Source organism: Hymenobacter volaticus (genome assembly GCF_022921055.1).
Lineage (GTDB): Bacteria > Bacteroidota > Bacteroidia > Cytophagales > Hymenobacteraceae > Hymenobacter > Hymenobacter volaticus.
Map to the genome: position 1 here is coordinate 1,294,079 of NZ_CP095061.1, position 21,289 is coordinate 1,315,367.

Consider the following 21,289-nt stretch of genomic DNA (forward strand, 5'->3'; position numbering starts at 1 on the left):
GTGTCGATGCTATACTACACAAAAAAGCCCTCTGCTTTATAGCAGAGGGCTTTTTTGTCAACTTCGTTGTCTACTTGAGATTAAGTAGGAAGCTTACTTCGCAGCAGGCTTTTTCGTTTCGGTTACCAAGTCGTCGTTCATCTTGGCGTAGTCGGTGTTAGGAGGGGTAGAAGCCAACGCGAGTTTCTTGGACTGCTCGGCAGCGGCGGCGGCACCTTTGTAATCCTTCATTTTCATGCGGATTTTAGCTTCGGTGTGCACGTTCCAGAACTTAGGGTCCTTCTCGTTGGCCTTCTGTATCCAAGTCAGGGCTTGCTTCATGTCTTTGTTGTTGTCGTAGTAATAAACAGCGGCAGCAGCAAGGTCGTTGGCGGTAGGAGTGGCGTTTTTCACCACTTTCTCATCGATTTGGGCCATTACTTTGGGGTCCACATCAGATGTTACTTTAAACTTAGCACCGGTGGTTGCCCATACCATATCCACGTTGGCAGTGGCAGGCGTGAGGTCAGAGAAGTTGATGGTGAAGGTTTCCACCTTCGTAGCTGTCTTGTAAGGTTTTACGGTGAAGCTGGCCACGTTGTCGGTGTCTTTGAAGCCATCGACATCAGCTCCTTGCTTGGTATTTTTACTGATTACCACAGTCCACTCGGCCGCGTTCGGGATGGTGTAGATGCCATACTCACCAGCCGGCACTTTCTTGCCTTCCAGGGTCACATCGTCGGAGAACTTGATGGTAGTGGTGGCATTAGCACCCGTGCGCCACCGCTTCCCAAGAGGCGCGAGGGGAGATGAGGCACCGAAAGCAGCGCGGCCTTTCAAGCTTGGGCGCGAATACGTGATGGTAACGTCGGTAAGACCTACCCGTTGTTGTACGACGCTTTTGGGGCTAGCAGCAGGAGTGGCAATCTGAGCGTGAGTTACTTGCGGAGCGGCTACGAGAAGAGCCAAACCAGCGGTGAGAGAGAGAAGTGCTTTCATGAAAGGGGAAAATGAAATTGATTCGTGGTTAAAAGTAATAAAACCCGCGTTGGAGCGCGGGTTTCAGTGTGATTAGGCAAGCGCAGCAAGCGAAATATTACATCACTCCCCAAGTAGTTCTTAAGTTGAAGCGGTTTATGTTTTGCTGCTGCAAAAGCTCAATGATGGGACGGATAGCAGCAAAAGGCGTTTTCTTGTCTGCTCGAATGAAGCAGAAGCTTGGCTTACCAGCACATTCTCGAAATACCCGACGAGTAGCATCTATGTACTCTCCTAACTGTCCAGCCGGAACCCCCGTTTTGAGAAGCGCATAACGTTGCATTTGCGAGGAAGAAAAGTACTCTGGCAGTCTGCGTACATCCATGCCTATGTATGGCAATCGGTGCATTTCCTGCTGTTGCATGTAGGTAAGTTGAACACCATGTAGTGATGCTACCTGCTCGATAACCATAGTCCGGTACGGCTCATCATCGACGTTAAAGAAAAGTCTGTTGTCTTTGCTAATGGTGATAATATAGTGCCGGTTGTCTCGCAAGCAGCTGCTACCTGAAGTGACTGGTAGGTCAACTTCGGGCTCTGTTTGCTTCAAAGAAGTGGTGGCTAGACAACAGCGAAGAAATACAAGCACTACTACTGCCAGTGGCCACACCTCTGGAACCGACAAATTGCGCCGGTGAATCTGACGAGGGCGGGAATGCTGTAGTATAGAGGCCATAAGAGTGGAAGCTGATGATACAAGAAGTTAGACAACGATAAACTCGTTCACGTCTATATACTCCTGCGCTTGCAGCTTGACTCCGTTGTACTTGAGCTACACCTCTCGCACAGTAATTCCGGCATCTCTCACTAAGGCCAGCAACTGCTCGGCTGCGCCCGGCGCTTGTAGGCACCGCAAATCCACGTAGTAACAAGCCGCTTCGGTGGGGTAGAGCAGCAGCCAATTCGGTTTCACCCACACGGCCCGGCGCATTGTGTTCCAGCGTGTCTCGAAACGACCATTTGGGCTTTGACCTCGGAGCATTTCTGCATCAAACGTGAAGTCGGTGGGCGCGCGAAGCACGGCGTTTTTTGCGTAGCCTCGCCGCAACTGATACCGCACAAGGCTCATACGAAACAAGCCATACAGCACACCTACGGTTAAAAATGCTATGGTGCTTGGGTTATTGATTCGGCCGTTTTGCACCATATCCAGCCCAATGCTTACACTCAGCAAGAACACGGCTGCCCCCAAAAGCCAGTGGTTGCGACGCGTTGCCGGCTGTTGTCGCCACAACCGGAAGTTCACAGCCACAAATTCATCGGCCGTCATCGTGACGCCGGGGGCAAGGAGAGGCAAGGGCATAAGCAGATTGGTTTGCTATATCATTCCACCGTCGGGTGAGGTGAAAAGCCATTGTACCTCTTACTCCGACTCAGCTAGTTGGTGCCGCTCGTTTTTCACGGTGTTGGCTACCGTCCAGGGAATTTCGCGGGTGAAGGGGTGGTGCCGCACCGGACACTCGGGCATGTGACAGTGCGAGCAAGCCGAGAAATTGCACGGGTCGGCGTGCACAAACATTTCCGTGTCCACTTCAAACCGCGTCTGAATGAAATCTTCGATGCGGTGCACCTCAGCATGCACTTCCTCTAGGCTGAAATAATACGGCAGTGTCACGTGGCAGTCGATGTGCAAATCAGCGCCGTAGCGCAGCACTCGCAGGTTGTGCACGTCAATCCAAGCGGGCTGCCGGTGCTGCTGCAACTCCCGAATTACGCGGCCCACGGTCTTCACGTCTGATTCGTCCATGAGGCCCGCTACTGACTTGCGCAGCATTCGGTAGCCGTTCACCGTGATAAAGAGCCCAAGCAGGTAAGCCGCAATGGTGTCGTAGAGCACATTGCCCGTGAAGAATACCAATGCCAGCGCTGTACACGACACAATGGTGTTCAAGGCATCAATGTACAAGTGCTGCCCGTCGCCGACCAAAGCCACCGAATGCAGCCGCCGACCCGCCCGTACTAGCACGTAGCCCACAGCCAAGTTGACTACGGCCGTAGCACCTAACAGCCACAAACCCGAATCGGGGCGGGCTACCTCGTGGGGGTGAAACAGGGTACTAGTGGCGCTATAAAAGATGTATGCTCCCGCAAACAGAATCAGGCCGCCCTCGAACCCCACCGACAGATATTCCACTTTGCCGTGGCCGTACGGATGGTTTTCGTCTTTAGGTAAGCTGGCTAGGTAGATGCTATAAAGCGCAAAACCACTTGTGAAGACGTTGATAATCGACTCCAGCGCATCCGTCAGAACGGCTTGCGAACGAGTAAGGTAGTAGGCGTAAAATTTCACCAATACCAACACGATGCTAACCACCAGGGAAAGCAGGCCGAGCCGATTTTTGGTTTGCGCGAGTGACATGGCAGGCAGCCAACTAAGGGTTGGCAAATAGGTGAACGGAGTGTACGGGAAGTGACGGTGTTTGGACTGAATAGCCCGTCCTGTTGTGCTTTACGTCAGCACACAATAGGCTTCGGTAAACGCAACAGGACGGGCTATTTCAAATCGGGTAAGCTCTAACTCAACTCGAACTGCAGCTTCAGCAGGTTTGCGTACAACCCATTTTCGTTATGGGCTAGTTCATCGTGGGTGCCTTGTTCGACTATGCGGCCGCCGTCGATAACCAAAATCTTGTCCACTTTGCGAATGGTGCTCAGGCGGTGGGCAATGATGATGCTCGTACGATTCTGCATCAACTCGTCCATGGCGCCTTGCACCAGTTTTTCGCTTTCACTGTCGAGAGAAGACGTGGCTTCGTCGAGGATGAGAATGGCGGGGTTCTTCAGGATGGCGCGGGCAATGGCGATGCGCTGGCGCTGCCCACCCGACAACTTGATACCCCGCTCACCTACCAGCGTGTCGAGGCCTTCGGGGAACGACTCGATGAACTGCCAGGCATTGGCTTTGCGGGCCGCCGCAATGATTTCCTCGTCGGTGGAGTCAGTTTTGCCGTAGGCAATGTTCTCCCGAATACTGCCGCCAAACAAGATGGTTTCTTGCGGTACAATGCCAATGTGGCGGCGCAGCTCCGTGAGGTCGTACTGGCTGACCGGGCGGCCATCAATCAGAATCTTGCCGTCGCTCAGCTCGTAAAACTGCATCAGCAGCTGCACAATAGTGGACTTACCGGCTCCCGACGGACCCACCAGCGCAATCTTTTCACCGGCCTGAATATCAAAGTTGATGTCCTTGAGCACGGGCAAATCGGGGCGGGTGGGGTAGCGGAAGGCCACGTTGCGGTAGTCGATGTCGCCGCGCACTTGCAACGGCGCCAGCCCGGCCACGCGGGTTTGGTGAGTAGGCTCGGACTTCTCGTCCAAGATTTCCAAGATCCGCTCCGAGGCTCCTAGGGTGCTCTGCACTTTGCCGTACAACTCGCCCAAGCCGCCTACCGAGGCACCAATGAAAATAGTGTATAGCGCAAATGACGTCAGATCGCCAATAGTCATTTGGCCGGCGGCCACAAGAGAAGCCGCACGCCACAGCACCAGAATGATGCCGCCAAACAAACCAATGATGACGAACGACACGAAGCCACCCCGATACAGATTACTTTTCAACGCGGCCCGCACGGTGCGCGTGAGCGAGGCGGTATAGCGTTGGGTTTCGAACTGCTCGTTCGTGAAGGCCTTCACCGTGTTGATACCCTGCAGAGTTTCCTCCACAATGACGTTGGTTTTAGCTAGCTCATCCTGCGTGGCTTTGGCTAGCACCCGAATCTTGCGCCCAAACACCATGGCTACCACCACAATCGGTGGAAACGTGAGCAGCATGAACAGCGAAAGTTTCACTGATACCATCATGATGAACACAATGCCCACCACCAAGGTCATAATCTGACGAAACAACTCGGCCAGCGTGAGCGAAAACGAGTCCTGAATCATTCCGACGTCAGAAGTGATGCGGGAGGTGATGGCGCCAACGCGGTTTTTCTCGAAGAAGGGAATTGGGAGCGTGACAAACTTCTGGTAGAGCGCCTGCCGTATGTCGCGCACCGTAAACTCGCTGACCTGTGTGAAAAACCAGATGCGGCCAAACGAGAAAATGCCCTGTAGCACAATAACGGCAAATAGGCCAATGGCAATTTGGTTGATGCTGATAGCCGTGCCATTGGGCAAAACGAACGGCTTGCCGTTCGCCGCATCCGTGAGCTTGCCAATCACCCAGGGAAACAGCATGACCGTGGCACTCGACAAAGCCAGTAGAATCATGCCCACCGTAAACTTGCCCCGATAAGGCAGCACATAGCGAAAAATCCGCAGCCCGTGCCGCAGACTTTCCTTGGTTAATTTTTTCTTGGGCACTTCCGGTTCAAGGGTCGTACCGCTGGTATTCATTCCGCTTCGGGCCATTCTCTTATAGAAGTTAGAAGCGAGAACTTGGAAGCCAAAAGTTGCAGGAATAGCATCCGGCTCCTAGCTTCCAAGTTTTCGCTTCTGCATTTATTCATCTTTGTTGTTCGCCTGCTCTACCTTCAGAATCTGCCCGTTGCCGAACGGCACGGGAAGGCTAATTTGCACTGGTATGGGCTGGCCCTTGCGGGTAGCGGGTTTAAAGGCCGGCAGCAGCGCCACCACCCGTAACGCCTCTGCATCTTGGGCCGGCGACAACGACTGCGCCACCACCGGATTAGATAGACGGCCGTTGGCTTCAATCGTTGCCGTTACCAATACGTTGCCGGTAGGATTGTTGACGCCGGAAGTCTCCGGATACTTGATGTTCTGTTGAAAAAAGGCGCCCAACGCGTCGGCACCCCCCGGAAACGATGGCGCTACATCGGGTCGGTTGGAAGCGGGTCGGGCCTGCACCTGCATCCGGCCTGCTTTCAGCTCGATGGGCTTCGATGTAGTAGGAGCAGGCTGCTGCGCGTTAGCTGCAAAGGCAAAACCTGCCAGCAAAACACAAAGGAGTCGTTTCATATAAGATAAAGTAGCGCACCTAGCCTTAGAAGCCGCAGGAAACTAGTACACGGTAAGCACAACAATTCCAGCGCTATAACAGCCGTTGCACAGCAGATCCACCAGATTTTCTGCGCCACAAACAGCAAAGGTACGTACGCTTCTTCCTAAACAACCCTTACCCAACAGGGTTCAATTCTGTAACAAGTCGAGGACGCGAAATGGCGAGCAGCCCAACAAAGGTGAGCAAGCCATTGAGAATCAAGATTTCAAAGCCAAACTCGTAGCCCCACCAAGCCTTGGAATTAGCATTGATGAAGTAGGTAAGCAGGGGCGCAATTACGCAGACCACCGGTACCAGCCGGTCATGGAGGCCGCGGCCCATAAACAGGCCGAAGGCGTAAAGCCCGAGCAATGGCCCGTAGGTATAGCCGGCCGCCTTGAACACGGCCGTAATAACGCTTTGGTCGTTGATGGCCCGGAAAATTAGGATAATCACGATGAGCACCAGCGAGAAGCCGAAGTGCGTGAGCTGCCGCACCTGCCGCTGCTTGTTTTCCTCGTACTGCTTGATGTCGAGCATGTCCACGCAGAACGAGGTGGTGAGGGCCGTGAGGGCCGAATCGGCGGAGGCGTACGTTACGGCAATGATGCCGAGGATGAATACTACGCCCGCGAAGAGCGTGAAATGGTTGGTGGCCAGCAGCGGAAACACGTTGTCGCCGATGATTTTGCCGGTGGTTGCGTTGGTAGGCAGCGCAATGCCTTTCGCAGCGGCAAATTGGTAGAGTAGCACCCCGAGCGAAAGGAAAAACACATTCACCACCACAATGGCAATGGTGAACCAGAACATATTCTTCTGTGCGTCGCCGAGGTTGCGGCAGCTTAGGTTTTTCTGCATCAAATCCTGGTCGAGGCCGGTCATCACGATGGTGATGAAAGCACCAGAAGCAAACTGCTTCCAGAAATACTTGTCGTCTTTCACGTCGGAGAAGTAGATCTGCGACATGGCGCTTTCGCGCACGGTTTTGATCAGACCCGCAAAGCCGAGGTTCAATTCATCGGCCATCAGGTAGATACTCACGGCCACGCAAACTAGCATGGCCATGGTCTGGAAAGTATCGGTCCAGAGGATAGTTTTGAGGCCGCCGCGGAAGGTATAGAGGTAAATCAGGAAGATGCTGACCGACACGGTGACAGCAAACGGCACGCCCAACGAATCGAAGACGGCAAATTGCAGCACGCCCGCCACCAAGAACAAGCGGAACGCGGCCCCCACGGCTCTGGAAATCAAGAAGAAAAACGCACCCGTTTTGTAGCTCCAAAACCCAAATCGTTGCTCCAGATACGTGTAAATACTTACCAGCCGCAGCCGGTAGTACATGGGCATCAGCACCGTCCCAATCACGAGGTAGCCCACGGTATAGCCCAGCACCACCGCCATATAGCTCCACGACTGCGTGGCCACCATGCCCGGAATCGAAATGAACGTGACCCCGGAAAGGGAGGTCCCAATCATAGCGAAGGCCACCATATACCAGGGGCATTGCGGTTGGCAATGAAGAACGATTCGCTCGTGGCTTTGCGCGAGGTCAGAATCGAAATGATGATGAGAACAACAAAGTAGCCTGCAATCAGGCTCAGAATAAGGGTAGGAGACATAGCAGGCCGAAAAACAGGGAGGTAAAGATACAGCCACGCTTGCAACTACACAGCGCGGCTAAACGCAATGCCGAGCTAATCGCTAAACCACGAGGAACTCCCAATTTTGCATAGACTCCTATTCCCAATCCTGCCACCGCATCACTTCCCCCACGGCGGGCGTGTGCAGTTCCCCGCGCAACATACCACCGTGCGCCACAGTTTGGATTTCGTGAAGCGGCTCAGAAGCTGGCTCGTCGGACAGGTCGAAGGTACCGTAGTGCATGGGCACCACGTGGCCGGCCCGCAGTTGGTTGGCCCCTTTAGCTGCTTCGTGCGGATTCACGTGGCTCAGTTGCATCATGTAGGCGGGCTTGTAGGCGCCGATGGGCATCAGTGCAATATCGAGCGGGCCGAACTGCTTCTCGATTTCCTCGAAATGGTCGGCCATGGAGGTATCGGCGGCGAAGTAGATGGTACGGAAGTCAGGCGTGCGGAGCAGGAAGCTGCCCCACAGCACGCGGTTCAGGTCGTTGAGGCCGCGGCGGTGCCAGTGAGAGGCTGGCAAGTAAAACAGCTCGAAGGGCGCGTTGTCGCCTAGGTTGTATTGCTGCCACCAGCCGGCTTCCTGCACTTGCAACCCCGGTGCCATATCCCGGATCAGCGGCGCCATGCGCAACGAGGTCAGCACTTGCATATTGGGGTTCTGACGCGCTAATTGCTTGATGGACGCCGCGTCGAGATGGTCGCGGTGGCCGTGGCTGAGCAGCAGATAGGTGATGCCCGTTAGGTCCTCCGCGCGGCAGGGAAGCTCGTGGCGGCGGCGCAAACCAAACGACGAAAACAGTACCGGGTCGGTGAGCAGCGTGACGCCGCCAACGCGCAGCAGAAAGCAGGCATGCCCGAGCCAGACCAGGCCATCTTCCTGGCTTTTCAGAAATGCAGAGCAGTCCACTACTTCGGGCACCCAGGTATCGGCCTTCTTTTCTTCTTTCTGCGGGTTTTTAGAGGTTTGCCAGCGCAGTACGGTGCTGAAGCTCGGTTCGTATAGCTCTTCCCCGTTGCAGAATTGTGCCCCTATCATCTTGTTGCCCGGGTAGTTGGGACGAATGGTTTTCAGGGCTTCGTTGCGAAGATACGTGGGGCGAAGAGCCATGCCGTGGTGGTTGGAGGTGGTGAGTGCAAGAAACAACAAAGCCTCGGAAGGTTTCCGAGGCTTGCTGCTAATTCTATATCGTACGTAGTTCCAGGAAGTATTGCTACCAGATACCGCCGCCGGTTAGCCCGGGCGAGTAACCAGGATACATGCTCGACTGTCCGTTGCTGGTCCGGATGCCGCCTGATATGGTGATGTTCTCGTTTATCATGTAGTCGGCCCGTAAGCTCATGCCGGAGCCCATGTTGCCACCAAATCCAGCATAAGGGTTCACCACCATACCCCGCGGCACGGAATTCGACAGATCCTTCCATGCGGTACCCGTCAGGGCCAGCCGCGGTGACACGGCGTATTGGGCACCCGCCTGTATGAGGTATTGGTTGGTGCCACTCCAAGCGCGAGGCGCGCCATCACCAGCAGCGTAAGTGGTCAGGCCAGGGTTAAGACGCATGTAGGTTAAGCCCGTGAATACCGTCAGTCGGTTGCTGAGCTTGTAGCCCATCTCTGGACTAACATACGAGGCCGACCCGTACCGGCCCGCCGTCATAAACCCAGCATTGACGCGGAAGCTTTGGCGGGGCCCTAGTACGCCAGGCAAGGTAGGCGACGACGTGGCAACACCGGCATTAGCCATAGGGGTGGTTTGAGCCGCCGCGGAGCCAGCTAGCAGCACACTTACCAGAAAAATAGAAAGACGAAGCATAAAACAGCGGAAAGGTCAGTTGAGGCTGATACCACAGGGAGTACACCTCCAACGCAAAGGCTGCATCAGAGGTGCATTTTCCTGAAAGATAACATAAGCGCCAAGCATTTCCAGCTTTTCCCAAGCCATCGGCTAGCCTATGCCCGTAACGCAGGCCAGTTTGTTTACCCTACTGCTGCGGAGGTTGCCAGAAAGGTTTCGGCGGCTTTGCGGTGAGTTTGTAGCTCAGCTAGGGCGCTGGCATTGGCGGCTTCGTAGCTGACCAGCGCCGATTGAGTTTTTTGTCGCTCTTCGGTAAGCTGTTGCTGTGTAGCGGTTAGTTGCTGTTGCTTTGCTTGCAATTGTTTGGTTAGCTCGGCAATGTCGAGGGCCAACTGCTGCTCTTGGGTCGTTAGTTGCAGCAGAGTGCTCGGGCGACGTTGTTGATTTTGATTTCACCCATTTTTTCTCGGTGCCGCTCCAGCACTTTGTTGCGGTCTGATTCCAGCACGGTTTCGTACTTAGCAGCCGAAGCCAGCAGCCCGGGCACAGTGGAGCCATTGATGGCAGCAAAAGCGTTGAAAGCTGTCTGGTAGAGCAGTTGGCCCGACATACCCGCGGCGGCCATGCTTTTCACCATTTTCATATAGGCCGCGAAGTCCTTGCCATCACCGGCCAAAAGCCCCGCAATATGGTCTACGTGGCGTTGCTCGGGCTGCGTTATGGAAGCGTTGTGGGTAGTAGGCGTGCCAGGCTGCGCCGCAACAAAAGGGGTGGGACTAGCTACTGGCTGTGCTTTGCCCGCGGTGGTTGAAGTTGCCGGAGTATCGTCGCCTTCCACAAAAAAGTCTTTGGCGGCTTTGGCTATATTATCGAAGATAGGCATGGTAGGTAATGAAGCGTGTGCGGTCTAGTTTGACGTATTTATCGCCTAGCACCAACATTCATTACAGCAATTCACCTCTATTTTTAACTGTGCTATGAGCAAGGGGAAACTGCCAGGCTACGTGCAGAAACGGCCCTTAATCTGGCGGCACTTCGCTATGCTTCAGCCGCAGTAGGAGGTACTTCCGGAGTGCGGTTCCAGGCCAACACGGCTACCAGCGCCAAGCACAACGTAAACCAGGCCCACGGCAGCCGCAAGTCCAGTATCGATAGCAACCCACAAACCAGCGTGGAGGCGAAGCTTGCTAGTCCCTGAAAGGCCTGATTCAGCCCAAAAATCTCGCCCCGGTCTACTTCGGTAGTGCGGCGGGCCAGTAAACCCTCTAGCAAGCCCTGAATCAAGGAAAGCGTGAGGCAGTCGAAAACGACAAGTACCACAAACGCTTCGCGGGAAGACCCTGACAGTCCGTAGCCTGCTAATACCGGTGTGCCTAGCAGGGCCAGCAATACAATAGCGCGGCGCTGATTTATACGGTCGGCGAGGTAGGTATAGAACCCGTAATTCAGCACAATGCTAAGGGCGCCGAAAAACATAAAGAAGTAGGAGATGGTGCGGGCATCCATGTGCAACTCGCCCAAGCTCATGTAGAGCACAAAGTACACATAGTAGCCGGTGCTAAGCGTGAGAGCTACTTGCGTAAGCACAATTCGGCGGATGCCGGGGTTGCGGGCATCTTTTTCTTGCAGCCGCGACCAGAGGGTAAGCGGATTAACAGAACGACCTAATTCAGCTAGTAGCTCACTGCCCCGGACGCCGTTACGCTGCAAGTGGGTTTCGCGTAGCAGCAAGCTCAAGCCGATATTGAGAGCCGCCAGCACCACCGCCAGCCGTATCACGTAAGCGGCCTGCTGCGTAGGTGGCACCTGCAAAGTGGTGAGCAGCACCCCCGACGCCATTGGGCCTAGTACAAAGCCCAACGAAATAATAGCGCCCTCTAAACCAAGATTCTTGAACAGCCGCTCGGGCGGCGAAATATCCGTGATGGCCGAGCGCACGGTTGAATACATGCCGTTGGTAGCACCATCGGAGGCGCGATTTACGAAATACAACCCCGCCCGTACTGGCAGTAGCAACACATTCGCCAACAACGTACCCACCGCCGACACAATGAAAATGGGCCGCCGCCCATACCCGTCGCTCAACCGCCCGAGCAGCGGGGCTGAAAACAGCTGCACGCCCAAGAATATGCCCATCCCGAGTAGCAGCCACAACTGTGGCTCGGGTAGCCCACGCACAAACTCCGGCATCACGGGCCCAATAGCTGCCCCCGCAATAATATCGACCAAGATGATGGTATACAGCAGCCACAAACGACGGTCGAGGGGTGGGGAGGGCATAATTAGAAGCAGATGAGCAAGGTTATCATTCCGACGCAAGAGGAATCTGAATTATTTCATTCAACAATTTTCCTCAGATCCCTCCTACGTCGGAATGACAATTACTTCGCCTTGCCGCTAAGCCACTCTTTGCGGAATGCCAACTGTTGGCGCGTAGCAGTCGGCAGTGGCACTACTTCCAGCATTGAGTCTTCCTGTAGCTTAATCTGCACGGTGCGGACACCGTCGCGGGCGCGCACCTCCAGCGGTACCACATCACCGGGCTTGTGCTTGGCTAGTAGCTGTTGCAGCACTTTGGCTCGCTTCAGCGGCTGCCCATCTAGTTTGAGCAGCACATCTTCCCGGTCGAGGCCGGCCACGTAAAGCGGGCTGCCAATGATGGATGTGGAGGGTAGCAACGCGCCGCTGCTATCGGGCAGGAACTGGAAGCGGTTGAGGCCGAGGCTTGCTTGCCCGGCTTTGGCCTTGCGGAGTTGCAAGCCTGCGGGAGCTAGGAGCTGCTCGAATTTAGGTAACTCATGCCCATAGATATGCTCGCGGAAAAAGCGGCCGGCAAAAGCCGTATCCTTGCTCACTTCGCCTAGCACCCGCTGCAAATCGGGAATGGTATAAGGGCGCTCCGGAGCGTAGTTGCGCTGCGGTTTGCCGTGCTGCTGCCACACCGCACGCATAAAGGCATCGAGGGTGGTTTTGTGGTTGGCGCGCAATTCCAAGTCCAAGGCCAGAGCGTTGGCCCCACCAATATAGTAGTAGCTCAAATACGTGTTTGTGCGGTTATTGGGGTCAATGGCGGCGGCCGCATCCACGAACGGCGCTTGCTGGCTCATTTGCACCGGCGAATACTTAGCTGCCCCCGGCGACAGCAAAATAGAGTTGACGAGGCCGTTTAACGCTTCTTCGTAATACTGCTGGTCGGTGTAAGCGCCAGCGCGGCGTAGCAACAGCTCGCCGTAGTACTGCGTGAAACCTTCGGCAAACCACAAGTTGCTGCTCATGTTGGCCCGGTCGAAATCGAAGGGCTCTAGGTCTTTTGGGCGGATGCGCTCCACGTTCCAACTATGGAAAAACTCGTGCGACACCGTGCCGAGATTGTCGAGGGCGCCGGCGCCGCGTAGGGGACGGTTGCTGGTAAGGGAAGTGGAATTGCGGTGCTCCATGCCGTCGCCGCTGGTTTGGGGCAAATAGTTGGCAACGAAGGTGTAGCGTCCGAAGTCGTACTCCGGCAACTCTCCAAATACAGCCGCGGCTTCCTTCACTACCTTCTTGGCTTGCGCCACATAGCTGTCTAGCTCGGCATCGGTGCCCTCGTGCAGCACTTGCATCTCAATGGTGCGGCCTTGTTCCTTCCAGGTGCGTATTTTCTGCGGCCCGAGCGAGGTAGGCGAGTCCATAAGGTATTGCAGATTGGGGGCGTACCAAGTGCCCTTAGCCGCATCGGGCCGCAACTGCGACGCCACTTGCCAGCCCGTTGGCAGATCAAATTTCACTTCGGCGGGGCGCTGCTCTAGGCCGCGGGCGTAGGCCAAGGTAGCCGGAATGTTGAGGTGGGCATGCCGAACATCAATACCAGCGTAGGTGCCATCGGTCCGGTCGCCGAATAGCGTGTAACTAAACACGACGGTGCCATCGTGGCCTTCTACGTCCCACCCGTACGGATCAGGGCGGCTGATGCTTAGTGCTTTGCCTTTCGAGTCGGTTGCCTTCACGTCGTATACGTTTTTCGCGAATTCGTGCAAGGCATAGCGCCCCGGCGACGAGCGGGCCATACAGACCTGCAACGGCCCGTTGGGCAACTGCGCAAACGTGACGCTGACGCGCGCCTCGTGGTGTACAGCGTTAGGAAAAGCAACCGTGTAGGTGACAGGCGCCTGCGCGGCCGCAGGTTCACAGAAAGCCAGCGGCAGCGCCAGCAAAAAAGCAGTAGCAGTTTTCCGAATCATCAAACAAAGAAAGAAGAGAAAGCGAAGGACGCGCTAAAGGTAGCCGACGTTGCCGGATACCAAGTAGGGTAGGTGCGCACAGTAGCTTTGCCTTCTTTATAACCTAGGGCACCCATACCGATGCTTGCACCATGCCTCTGAAGAAGGATTGCTGATTGGTTACCTGTAATCCGAGCCGCGCCAGTTCCGCCTGTATAGGAGGCATGTCGCGGCCGCTAATGCCCGTTGTGAAACGGAAAAAATGATACATAGCCATCAGTAGGGCGCGCTGCCACCACCGCTGAGGCGGTGCAAAATCAGCAAGCAGCCAAGGAGCCATAGGTCGGCGGGTCGCGTTTAATTGCGTTACCACCTGTCGTAGCCGTTGCGGGTCGAAAAGATCAAGAAAGAAAAAGGTAATGATGCCGTCGAAAACCTCTGGTTCGGTTAGAACTTTTTCGGTCCCAAGTTGAAATACAACTTGCTGCGTGGCTGTTGGGTACTGACGGTGCAGCAGGGCCTGAGCTTTGGCGAGCATCTGTGGCGAAGCTTCTAGGTATACAATGGTGGCTTGGGGCCGTAAGCGCAATATTTCCAGCAGTACTGCTCCTGTGCCGCCGCCGATAACAAGCAAATGCGGCGCGCCGGGTGGCAAACCAGTTGCTAAGGCATGTTGCTGAGCGCGTAGGAGTGCCGGGCCATACACGAGTCGGCTCAGCGGGTCATAGAAGGCCGCTACTCGGTCGAAGCCAGCATCAGGAAGAGAAGCAAACATGCATTTTCACTTGGCAAGTACATTTCGCTAGACAACGGCTGCCTAGCCGAACCCGTTATGTTGTCACCGGGCCTACGTAGCTCCGGGTTTTAAGCATCATTGCTTACGCTTTCTTGTTGCTTATGACTAGGCATTTGCGCCGCTTACGAGCCATTGCTATCCTTTTTCTTACCGAATTCACGGTTACGCTGGTGCTTGGCATTGCGGGGTAGTGGGGTTTTTGGCGCTAAGCCGTGAAGTCTTCGACCAGGATGCAGCTACCTTCGATGCCGCCGCTTTCCGCTGGACGCGGCAGTTGCTCGGGCCGCGGCAGCAATGGGTGGAAGCCGTTACGTTCTTTGCCTCGCGCAATTTTATTACGGTGGCGGCCTGCCTGCTCATCAACTGGTTTCTGCTGGTACGCAAGCACCGCTGGAATTCGTTGCTCGTGCCAGTAGTAGCGCTTGGCAGCATCACGCTCAATTTAGCGCTTAAGCAGTTTTACCAGCGTCCCCGCCCATTGCTGCCCTTGGTGTCGGCGTCGGGGCTCAGCTTCCCGAGCGGGCACGCCATGATTTCCGCCTCGTTTTACGGCTTGCTGATCTACCTGGCGTACACCTACATCCGTAGGGCAAGTTGGCGCTGGTTGCTGATTGGCGGGTTAGTGCTGCTAATAGCCCTCATCGGCCTGACCCGAGTTTACCTGCGTGTACACTATGCTACCGACGTGTTGGCTGGCTTTACAGCCGGGCTCGTATGGCTGATTGTGGCAATTCCACTGCTGAAACAGCTGGAAATTCGGGCTCGCAAACCGTTGAAAATTCAAGCGCAATCAACTGAAAAACAGCCTGAATAAGCGTTAGGGGCAGGTTTTTGCGGGAGGATTTGTTTGGTTTTTTGCCTAAGAACTTGCCTTCACTCAGAAAATGCCCTTATCTTTGCAGAACCAAATAGCTCTCCGAACGAGAATTTGCGGTTTGGTAACAGTTCTGCGCTTGTGGCGAAATTGGTAGACGCGCTGTCTTCAGGCGGCAGTTCCGCAAGGTGTGGGAGTTCGAGTCTCCCCGAGCGCACCCCGAAAGCCGGTCCAGCAATGGACCGGCTTTCTGCGTTTAGATGATTTCCGCTGAAGCGGGCTCTACATGGTTATAGTCAACCTAAAGGAGTGGCGTCTGCGTAATTACCGAGAAATCTGTGCTACCTGTGATGAGAAAATCTATCACTGCCCGTCTGCTCGCTCTCTTTAGTTTTCTGACGTTGGAAGTACTGTTACTAGGGGGCGTGTTTATCGTGTCACTGTTGCTGTTCTTCTACCTGACGCGGGTGGTTTTTGTAGCACGCTCGGCGCAATTCGATGATTGGGGGTTCCAGCATATGGACCACTTACGCGCCGCGCAACCCTGGCTGACTTCTGTAGCGCGGTTCATCACCTTTTTTGCTTCGTTTCCTTTCCTAGTGGTAGCAGGTATAGTAGGGCCCGTTCTGCTAAGTTGGCGCGGACGCAAGCGCGAGGCGCTAGAACTATTTCTGGCGGTGGCCGGAGCTTCGCTGTTCAATCAGCTGCTCAAAACTCATTATCACCGCTCTCGGCCCTCTACGGCCCTGTTCTTCCAGCAGGGCCTGAGCTTCCCAAGCGGCCACGCCATGATTGGAATGGCCCTCTACGGCTGTTTTGCGTGGCTGCTCTGGCGCCACCGCCATCATCCGGCTTGGAGTGTACTGCTGGTACTATGGGCCGTGACTATTGGCCTTACTCGCATCTATCTGCACGTGCATTACCCCACCGATGTACTCGCCGGATTTACCGCTGGCATGCTGTGGCTGATTTTGCTGCGCACTGCCCTGCGGCTGTGGTGGCGAGAAGGAGTGAAGTTGGCAGAAAATGAAAAAGGAGGCTGAGAACCAACTCTCAACCTCCTTTCGTCTCTTTACATCTTCACCTTTACTCGCAGAGCTAGTAGGCCTTTTACTCCCTGCAACTCTTCAAGCTCCAACTCTTCTACTTCGGGCTCTAATAGGCCACGGTCCTGAAGGTAGTCGAGGTATTCGCAGTACTCTTCGCTTTCGCGCTGCTGCGTGTACACAATGGCAATATGACCGGGTTGGGTGAGCCGTTCGCCACTACCTTCTACAGTTGCCTTATCAATGCGTTTTTTGATGATTTCGTAACGGATATTGTAAGCGCCATCTACATCGAACTGGCGCTCATCCTGCCGGAAACGAATGCTTAGGGACTGGCCATGAACCAGGATTAGCTGCGTAGTATCAAGCGGAACCGGCAACTCGGGCTTGAGCGCGGCCGTGCGACGCGTGATTTCTATCATCACTAGGAGCTGCCACAGCCGCAGGTTTTTCAGGAAAACCATGTCGAATGGCTTGTTTTCTACTAGCGACGCGCCCACGTAGATGTTGTACTCCACGCCGTCGGTTTTGAAGCGCTGAAAGTAATGCGGAAACATCAGCTGAGCCTTTTCCTCTTCCTCGTCCAAATAGTCGCTCACGGCATCGTTGAGCATGGTGGTGCTCTGCTCGAAAGCCTTCCGGCGCTTATACACAATGCCAAGCTCCGGGTCGATGTTCGACCAGTACTGACTGATAACCGGCTGCAAGGCGGGTGTATTCTGGCCTAAATACTCGAATAGCGGCTCGACCTCAGTTTTTAGTGACTCGAAAATGCTCACTTCATCCCCCGACACAATGCCCTGCCGTAAGCGGCGCAGGTTTTTGTTGACGTAGAATTTTAGCTCGTCGAGGATAGGCAAGGCTTGAAACTCCGCTGCCTTTTTCAACACTTTGTTGGCCAGCGTGAGGTGCTCAATCAGGTCGCCCTGTACGGCTTCGTTGCGGGCGGTGCTGCTGCCGCGGATATCGGAAGAGCCATGCAGTGGGAAGACGTCGTGGAAGACAATGTCTTCCATTTCGGCGTTGCGGTTGCCATCTTCCACCTTTTGCAGCAAATTCTGAGCGGCATTAGTGAAACGCCACTCCATGGTGGGATGGATGGCCGTGAATTTCTCTTTGATGATGGCCTGCACGCGGGTATGAATTTCCTCGGCGTTGCGCTTCACGGCCACTGCAAACAATGGCACAAACTGCGCCACCGTTTCCACATCAAATTCGTCGAGGTCACCAATGTTGGGAGAGCCTAGTTCCAACAAGCCCACAGTATCATCGCCATAGGGTAGCAATGCCAGAATTGCTGAGCGGATGCCCAGACTGAGAATCTGCTGGCGTAAATCTTCGGGAATTTCAGCGGTTTCCACGTTTTCGAGCACCAGCGGCTGGCGGTTTTGCCACAGCTCGCGGTAAATCTGCCGGAAGCCCGAGCCCGCATCTTGGCTGTGAAGCTGCTTGGTAAGAAAACTATGGTTGATCTTGCGGCCGAAGTCCACAAAAGCTTGTTTCTTTTCGTCGTAGGCCGCAATGCCAAGCTGCAAAAAGGGCCGCCCAAAGAGCACGCGCAGCTTTTCCTGAATTTGCTCTAACCGGTCGGAGGCTTGCAGCACATCGCGCTCCAGCAAGTCGTATTTCAGTTCCGACAAGATTTCTTGGTCGGTAACGTCGACTAAGTGCAGAATGTGGAAGCCTTCCAATTCGAATCGGTCGACGGGAAGCAGTTCCTGCCAAATATCGATGCGGTGGGGATTACGGGTTAGGCGCTCTATTTGGTCTGACGTAAGCTCGGGCCGTGGGCCGTTTATTACCCGCACCTTTAGAAAGGTGGTGTTGAAATCAACGCCGTAATGCCGGTAAAGCCCAATGCTGTAGTCAGGGACAGTGAAGGTGATAGTGCCGTATTGCGGCATTTGCACGCCGTATACCTGGTCTAGAATCAGTTGGTAAGCCATTCGGGTGGAATGAATTTCCAAGACCCGGTTATTAATATTGAGCGGCTGCTTGATGGTTTTAGAACTCGTCAGCAGCACGTCGGCAAAGCGGGGCGTGTGGTAGAAGCTATAGCGCTGAAACGGCGCAATAGCTCCACTTATATCAGACTTGAAGGAAGCCGGCGGAAACATAGCTAGCATAAGCGTCTCCACTAGGTCGCAGTTGCATTCCAGAATGGACACGTCCGTAATTGGGCCACGTACCCAAGATTGCTCGGCTACCTTTTCCCCAATGGCCCGTGCCAGCAAGGCCAAACCAGGATTAGGGTCATCCTCGTGGGCTTGCCAATACGCTATAATCGGCTCGAAGCTAAGAGTCGATTTAAAAGGGAACTCCGAGAGAGTTTTGCGGACAATTGTAGGTTCGGGCAGCATAGATAAAGCGACAACACTGAAGGTAACCAAATCATTGCGGCTCCCTATCGGGTTGTAGATTTATACGTAACTCATCCTCCCAACGGACGTTCAGTCGGGCTTACCTTTTCCGACTAAGCAGTACCGTGTCCGACAATTCCTTAGACAAATCCAGATCTGGACCGTCATTAACTTGTAGCTTTTTCACAAGATTGACATTGCAGGAGCAGCAGCCGTCGGCTTCGGTATCATCCAACAACCTTATGTTCGAAACGATAAAGCTATCAGTAGGGGCTCTGCGCGTGCCTAGGTAGATAGTGTATCGGTATTCGTCGAGCTTGCGGGTGCCGCTCTGAACAAAGGGTTGGGAGTTGTTGATGGTTACGGTTTGCACGGTCGGACGCCGGCCACCAGTCACTGCAATGGTCTCACTTATAGGTTTTTGTGCAGAATCGAGCGGTACGCGCCGGATGTATACTGTACTAAGCTCTTCGGGTCGAAAGCCTTGAGTTGTAGAAACGTCGGTGTTGAAACGAAAAACCAATGCATCGTCTAGCTCATCCCGACAGTCGCAGGGCACAGAGCCACAGCAGGCAGCGAGGGCAGTAGAGGCAATCAGCAGCAGGAGCCAGGTAAGCGGGTTACGGAACATAGAGTGCAAAGATAGAAGGGATTCGAGCAGGCACGCGCATATCCAAAGGCAACCTGACTATCATAAAATGTTGGTTTGAGTTACGCAAGCGCAGCCTTCGACGGTGCTTCAGCTAACCGTTTCACCTATTAAGTATTAACAAGGGAAGACAACGAAACGAAAAAGCCAACTTCGTAGCGAAGTTGGCTTTGTAACGGCAAAAGGGAGCCGCTTATTCTTTCACGAAGCGCTTAGTTTCTGAGCCCGTGCGGGTGGTGATTTTGTAATAGTAGGTGCCTTTGGGCAAATCGGCGAGGTGCACTTGCAGGGTGTGTACGCCTTTCTCTTCCTTGACTTCTTGCGCCACAGTGCGCACCGTATTGCCGCGGCCGTCGAGCAGTTCCACGGTTACGGGGCCTGCCTTCGTTACGGTATACTCCAGTTGATTGGTAGCCACTGCTGGGTTCGGGTATAAGCTAGTGCTGCCAAGGTCAGATGTTGTAGGCGTGGCTGTGGGAGCGGCGGGGTCTAGCAGAAGGAAAGCAGTAGGGCGCAACAACCTGCCGGCTCCAACCCGGTGGTGCATGCGGCCTCCTCGGAAGTGGCTTAGCTTCTCTTGCTGCTCGGGCGTAGTATTTTTAACTACAATAGCCTGCATATCAGTTGCCCATTTCTCTTTCTGCGGTTGCACTTCTTGGAGCACCTGCGAGATGTTGCTGGCATACTTTTCGGCCATCTGGTTCACCTGTTGCATGATGGTCCGAGTTTCGGTGCGGAGCTGCTGAAGTTGCTGTTGCTGCGCTTCGGAAAGGGGAGTGCGCGGGCTAGTAGGCTCAGTGGTGTTAGGAGCAGCACTTGGGGTGTTGCGGAAGCTCTGCCGCAGCGCTTGACTGCGCTGACGCACTTCTTTGAGTTGGGTGCGGTAAATGGCGAGTTGCGCTTTGTCGGCGGTGGCGAGCTGGGTTTCTAGCTTCTGGCGCTGCTGTCGCACCACGGGCAGCATATTCTGCTCGATATACGCCTGCATTTCGCGGCGCACTGGATGGTTGTCTTTGGGCTGCCCAGCACGGGCAGGGACAGTTAGGGCCGTGGTCAGAAGCGCAAAAACCAGTGCCAGCGACTTAAATAGGGTTGTTTTCATCGCAAAAGAAGGTGTGCTGTTTTCATTTTCATAGATCAAGCAACAAAGGCGGAGTTTAACGCGCCAACTGAAAATTTATTCCTGCAACTACACTGGTTGATTGCTAACAGCCATGTTGTCGCTTGGAAGCAGACCTCACCCTCGGTTCACCTCTTTCCTGGAGGAAGTCGCGCAGGAAGCGAGGTAGGAAGAGGCCAGATAGAACATGGGGCACACCAGATACTTTTCCAACGCTATGAGTACTGTATCTTGTGGCTCGCAATGAATGACCCAGAAATCCGCGCCCTACTTTATCCGCTGCTCACGGGCGGCGTGTACGTCGATGAACTGCCCACTGGCAGTACCCGCGTTGATGTAGTGCACATCACCGAGCAGTTCATGCACGGATATGAGGTGAAAGGCGACGGGGATACGCTTCAGCGGGTAAGTCGGCAGCTAGGGTGCTATGCCGGCGCCTACGATTTCGTTTCCTTCATTGTCACCGAGAAGCACTTACCCAAGCTGCTGCCTTTACTGCCCGAATGGGTTGGAGTGCTAGTGGCCTCGCCGGGCCAGTTGCGCGTGCACCGGCCGGCTCTCTACAACGCCACCGTCGAGCGGGCTGCCGTGGCGGACTTGCTGCTGCTGGAAGAAGTCCGCCAGTTCCTGATGGCCCGGGGCCTAACCGGTGTGAGCTGGTTGCGCCGACGGGAGGTGCTAAATGTGGTACGCAACGCGCATTCTATTCCACTTTCGGTGCTGGCGCAATATGTGCGGGAGCAACTTACGGCCCGGCTGCCCCAGCGCTTGGAGGCCCGCGCCGAGCGTAAAGCCGAGCGCCAGCGCCTCGGGACCCGGCGTCGCAAACCGAAGCGCAAGCCCAAAAAACGCCGGCAGCCAGCGAAGTCAACGCCGCGTTCCATTTGAAAGTCTTAACCAAAAGTGCGGC

At 54.7% G+C, this 21,289-nt stretch carries 19 protein-coding genes, 1 tRNA gene and 1 pseudogene; 4 read left to right on the plus strand and 17 right to left on the minus strand.

The features are described from left to right. Positions 1 to 93 precede the first annotated feature (93 nt). The 14 genes and pseudogenes from MUN86_RS05670 to MUN86_RS05735 form a co-directional block, all read right to left on the minus strand. On the minus strand, positions 94 to 978 hold the full coding sequence (locus MUN86_RS05670) for a DUF2911 domain-containing protein (RefSeq protein ID WP_245122792.1): 885 nt from the start codon (positions 976 to 978) through the stop codon (positions 94 to 96). 97 nt (positions 979 to 1,075) lie between these two features. Then, positions 1,076 to 1,567: a hypothetical protein gene (locus MUN86_RS05675; RefSeq protein WP_375379471.1), complete on the minus strand. Its 492-nt coding sequence runs from the start codon at positions 1,565 to 1,567 to the stop codon at positions 1,076 to 1,078. 222 nt (positions 1,568 to 1,789) lie between these two features. Then, positions 1,790 to 2,320 (minus strand): YcxB family protein, encoded by a 531-nt coding sequence (locus MUN86_RS05680; protein WP_245122798.1) that lies wholly within the window; start codon positions 2,318 to 2,320, stop codon positions 1,790 to 1,792. A 60-nt stretch (positions 2,321 to 2,380) separates the two neighbouring features. Further along, positions 2,381 to 3,376, minus strand: coding sequence for a cation diffusion facilitator family transporter (locus tag MUN86_RS05685; RefSeq protein ID WP_245122800.1), 996 nt, complete (start codon positions 3,374 to 3,376; stop codon positions 2,381 to 2,383). 155 nt (positions 3,377 to 3,531) lie between these two features. Further along, entirely contained in the window at positions 3,532 to 5,367 is a 1,836-nt protein-coding gene (locus MUN86_RS05690) for an ABC transporter ATP-binding protein (protein WP_245122803.1), read from the minus strand. 90 nt (positions 5,368 to 5,457) lie between these two features. Then, positions 5,458 to 5,934: a TonB family protein gene (locus MUN86_RS05695; RefSeq protein WP_245122806.1), complete on the minus strand. Its 477-nt coding sequence runs from the start codon at positions 5,932 to 5,934 to the stop codon at positions 5,458 to 5,460. A gap of 157 nt (positions 5,935 to 6,091) precedes the next feature. Continuing rightward, positions 6,092 to 7,575, minus strand: a pseudogene (locus MUN86_RS05700) (sodium:solute symporter). Positions 7,576 to 7,693: 118 nt separating this feature from the next. Further along, the gene (locus MUN86_RS05705) at positions 7,694 to 8,710 is read right to left on the minus strand and encodes an MBL fold metallo-hydrolase (protein ID WP_245122809.1); all 1,017 of its coding nucleotides are present in this window, start codon (positions 8,708 to 8,710) and stop codon (positions 7,694 to 7,696) included. 103 nt (positions 8,711 to 8,813) lie between these two features. Then, positions 8,814 to 9,413, minus strand: coding sequence for a porin family protein (locus MUN86_RS05710; protein ID WP_245122812.1), 600 nt, complete (start codon positions 9,411 to 9,413; stop codon positions 8,814 to 8,816). 164 nt (positions 9,414 to 9,577) lie between these two features. Further along, positions 9,578 to 9,787, minus strand: a complete 210-nt coding sequence (locus tag MUN86_RS05715; RefSeq protein ID WP_245122815.1) for a hypothetical protein — start codon at positions 9,785 to 9,787, stop codon at positions 9,578 to 9,580. A gap of 17 nt (positions 9,788 to 9,804) precedes the next feature. Next, positions 9,805 to 10,278, minus strand: coding sequence for a VOC family protein (locus MUN86_RS05720; protein ID WP_245122818.1), 474 nt, complete (start codon positions 10,276 to 10,278; stop codon positions 9,805 to 9,807). Between the two features lie 155 nt (positions 10,279 to 10,433). Further along, positions 10,434 to 11,675 carry an MFS transporter gene (locus MUN86_RS05725; RefSeq protein ID WP_245122821.1) on the minus strand — a complete coding sequence of 414 codons (1,242 nt, stop codon included), beginning with the start codon at positions 11,673 to 11,675 and terminating at the stop codon, positions 10,434 to 10,436. A gap of 101 nt (positions 11,676 to 11,776) precedes the next feature. Beyond that, positions 11,777 to 13,615 (minus strand): M61 family metallopeptidase, encoded by a 1,839-nt coding sequence (locus tag MUN86_RS05730; protein ID WP_245122823.1) that lies wholly within the window; start codon positions 13,613 to 13,615, stop codon positions 11,777 to 11,779. Between the two features lie 103 nt (positions 13,616 to 13,718). Then, positions 13,719 to 14,369, minus strand: a complete 651-nt coding sequence (locus MUN86_RS05735) for a class I SAM-dependent methyltransferase (RefSeq protein WP_245122826.1) — start codon at positions 14,367 to 14,369, stop codon at positions 13,719 to 13,721. Between the two features lie 220 nt (positions 14,370 to 14,589). Between MUN86_RS05735 and MUN86_RS05740 the strand changes: the two genes are divergently transcribed. From MUN86_RS05740 to MUN86_RS05750, 3 genes are all read left to right on the plus strand, one after another. Beyond that, a complete protein-coding gene (locus MUN86_RS05740; RefSeq protein ID WP_245122828.1) occupies positions 14,590 to 15,204 on the plus strand; it encodes a phosphatase PAP2 family protein in 615 nt (204 codons plus the stop codon). A gap of 135 nt (positions 15,205 to 15,339) precedes the next feature. Continuing rightward, positions 15,340 to 15,421, plus strand: a tRNA-Leu gene (locus MUN86_RS05745). Between the two features lie 133 nt (positions 15,422 to 15,554). Next, positions 15,555 to 16,247 carry a phosphatase PAP2 family protein gene (locus tag MUN86_RS05750; RefSeq protein ID WP_245122831.1) on the plus strand — a complete coding sequence of 231 codons (693 nt, stop codon included), beginning with the start codon at positions 15,555 to 15,557 and terminating at the stop codon, positions 16,245 to 16,247. A gap of 29 nt (positions 16,248 to 16,276) precedes the next feature. On the opposite strand, the gene MUN86_RS05755 is transcribed toward MUN86_RS05750, so the two are convergent. From MUN86_RS05755 to MUN86_RS05765, 3 genes are all read right to left on the minus strand, one after another. Beyond that, positions 16,277 to 18,610: a GAF domain-containing protein gene (locus MUN86_RS05755; RefSeq protein WP_245122833.1), complete on the minus strand. Its 2,334-nt coding sequence runs from the start codon at positions 18,608 to 18,610 to the stop codon at positions 16,277 to 16,279. A gap of 100 nt (positions 18,611 to 18,710) precedes the next feature. Next, positions 18,711 to 19,241 (minus strand): hypothetical protein, encoded by a 531-nt coding sequence (locus tag MUN86_RS05760; RefSeq protein WP_245122835.1) that lies wholly within the window; start codon positions 19,239 to 19,241, stop codon positions 18,711 to 18,713. 211 nt (positions 19,242 to 19,452) lie between these two features. Next, positions 19,453 to 20,361 (minus strand): T9SS type A sorting domain-containing protein, encoded by a 909-nt coding sequence (locus MUN86_RS05765; protein WP_245122838.1) that lies wholly within the window; start codon positions 20,359 to 20,361, stop codon positions 19,453 to 19,455. 261 nt (positions 20,362 to 20,622) lie between these two features. Between MUN86_RS05765 and MUN86_RS05770 the strand changes: the two genes are divergently transcribed. Continuing rightward, complete coding sequence (locus MUN86_RS05770; protein ID WP_245122839.1) at positions 20,623 to 21,267, plus strand: sce7726 family protein; 645 nt, start codon at positions 20,623 to 20,625, stop codon at positions 21,265 to 21,267. Positions 21,268 to 21,289 lie beyond the last annotated feature (22 nt).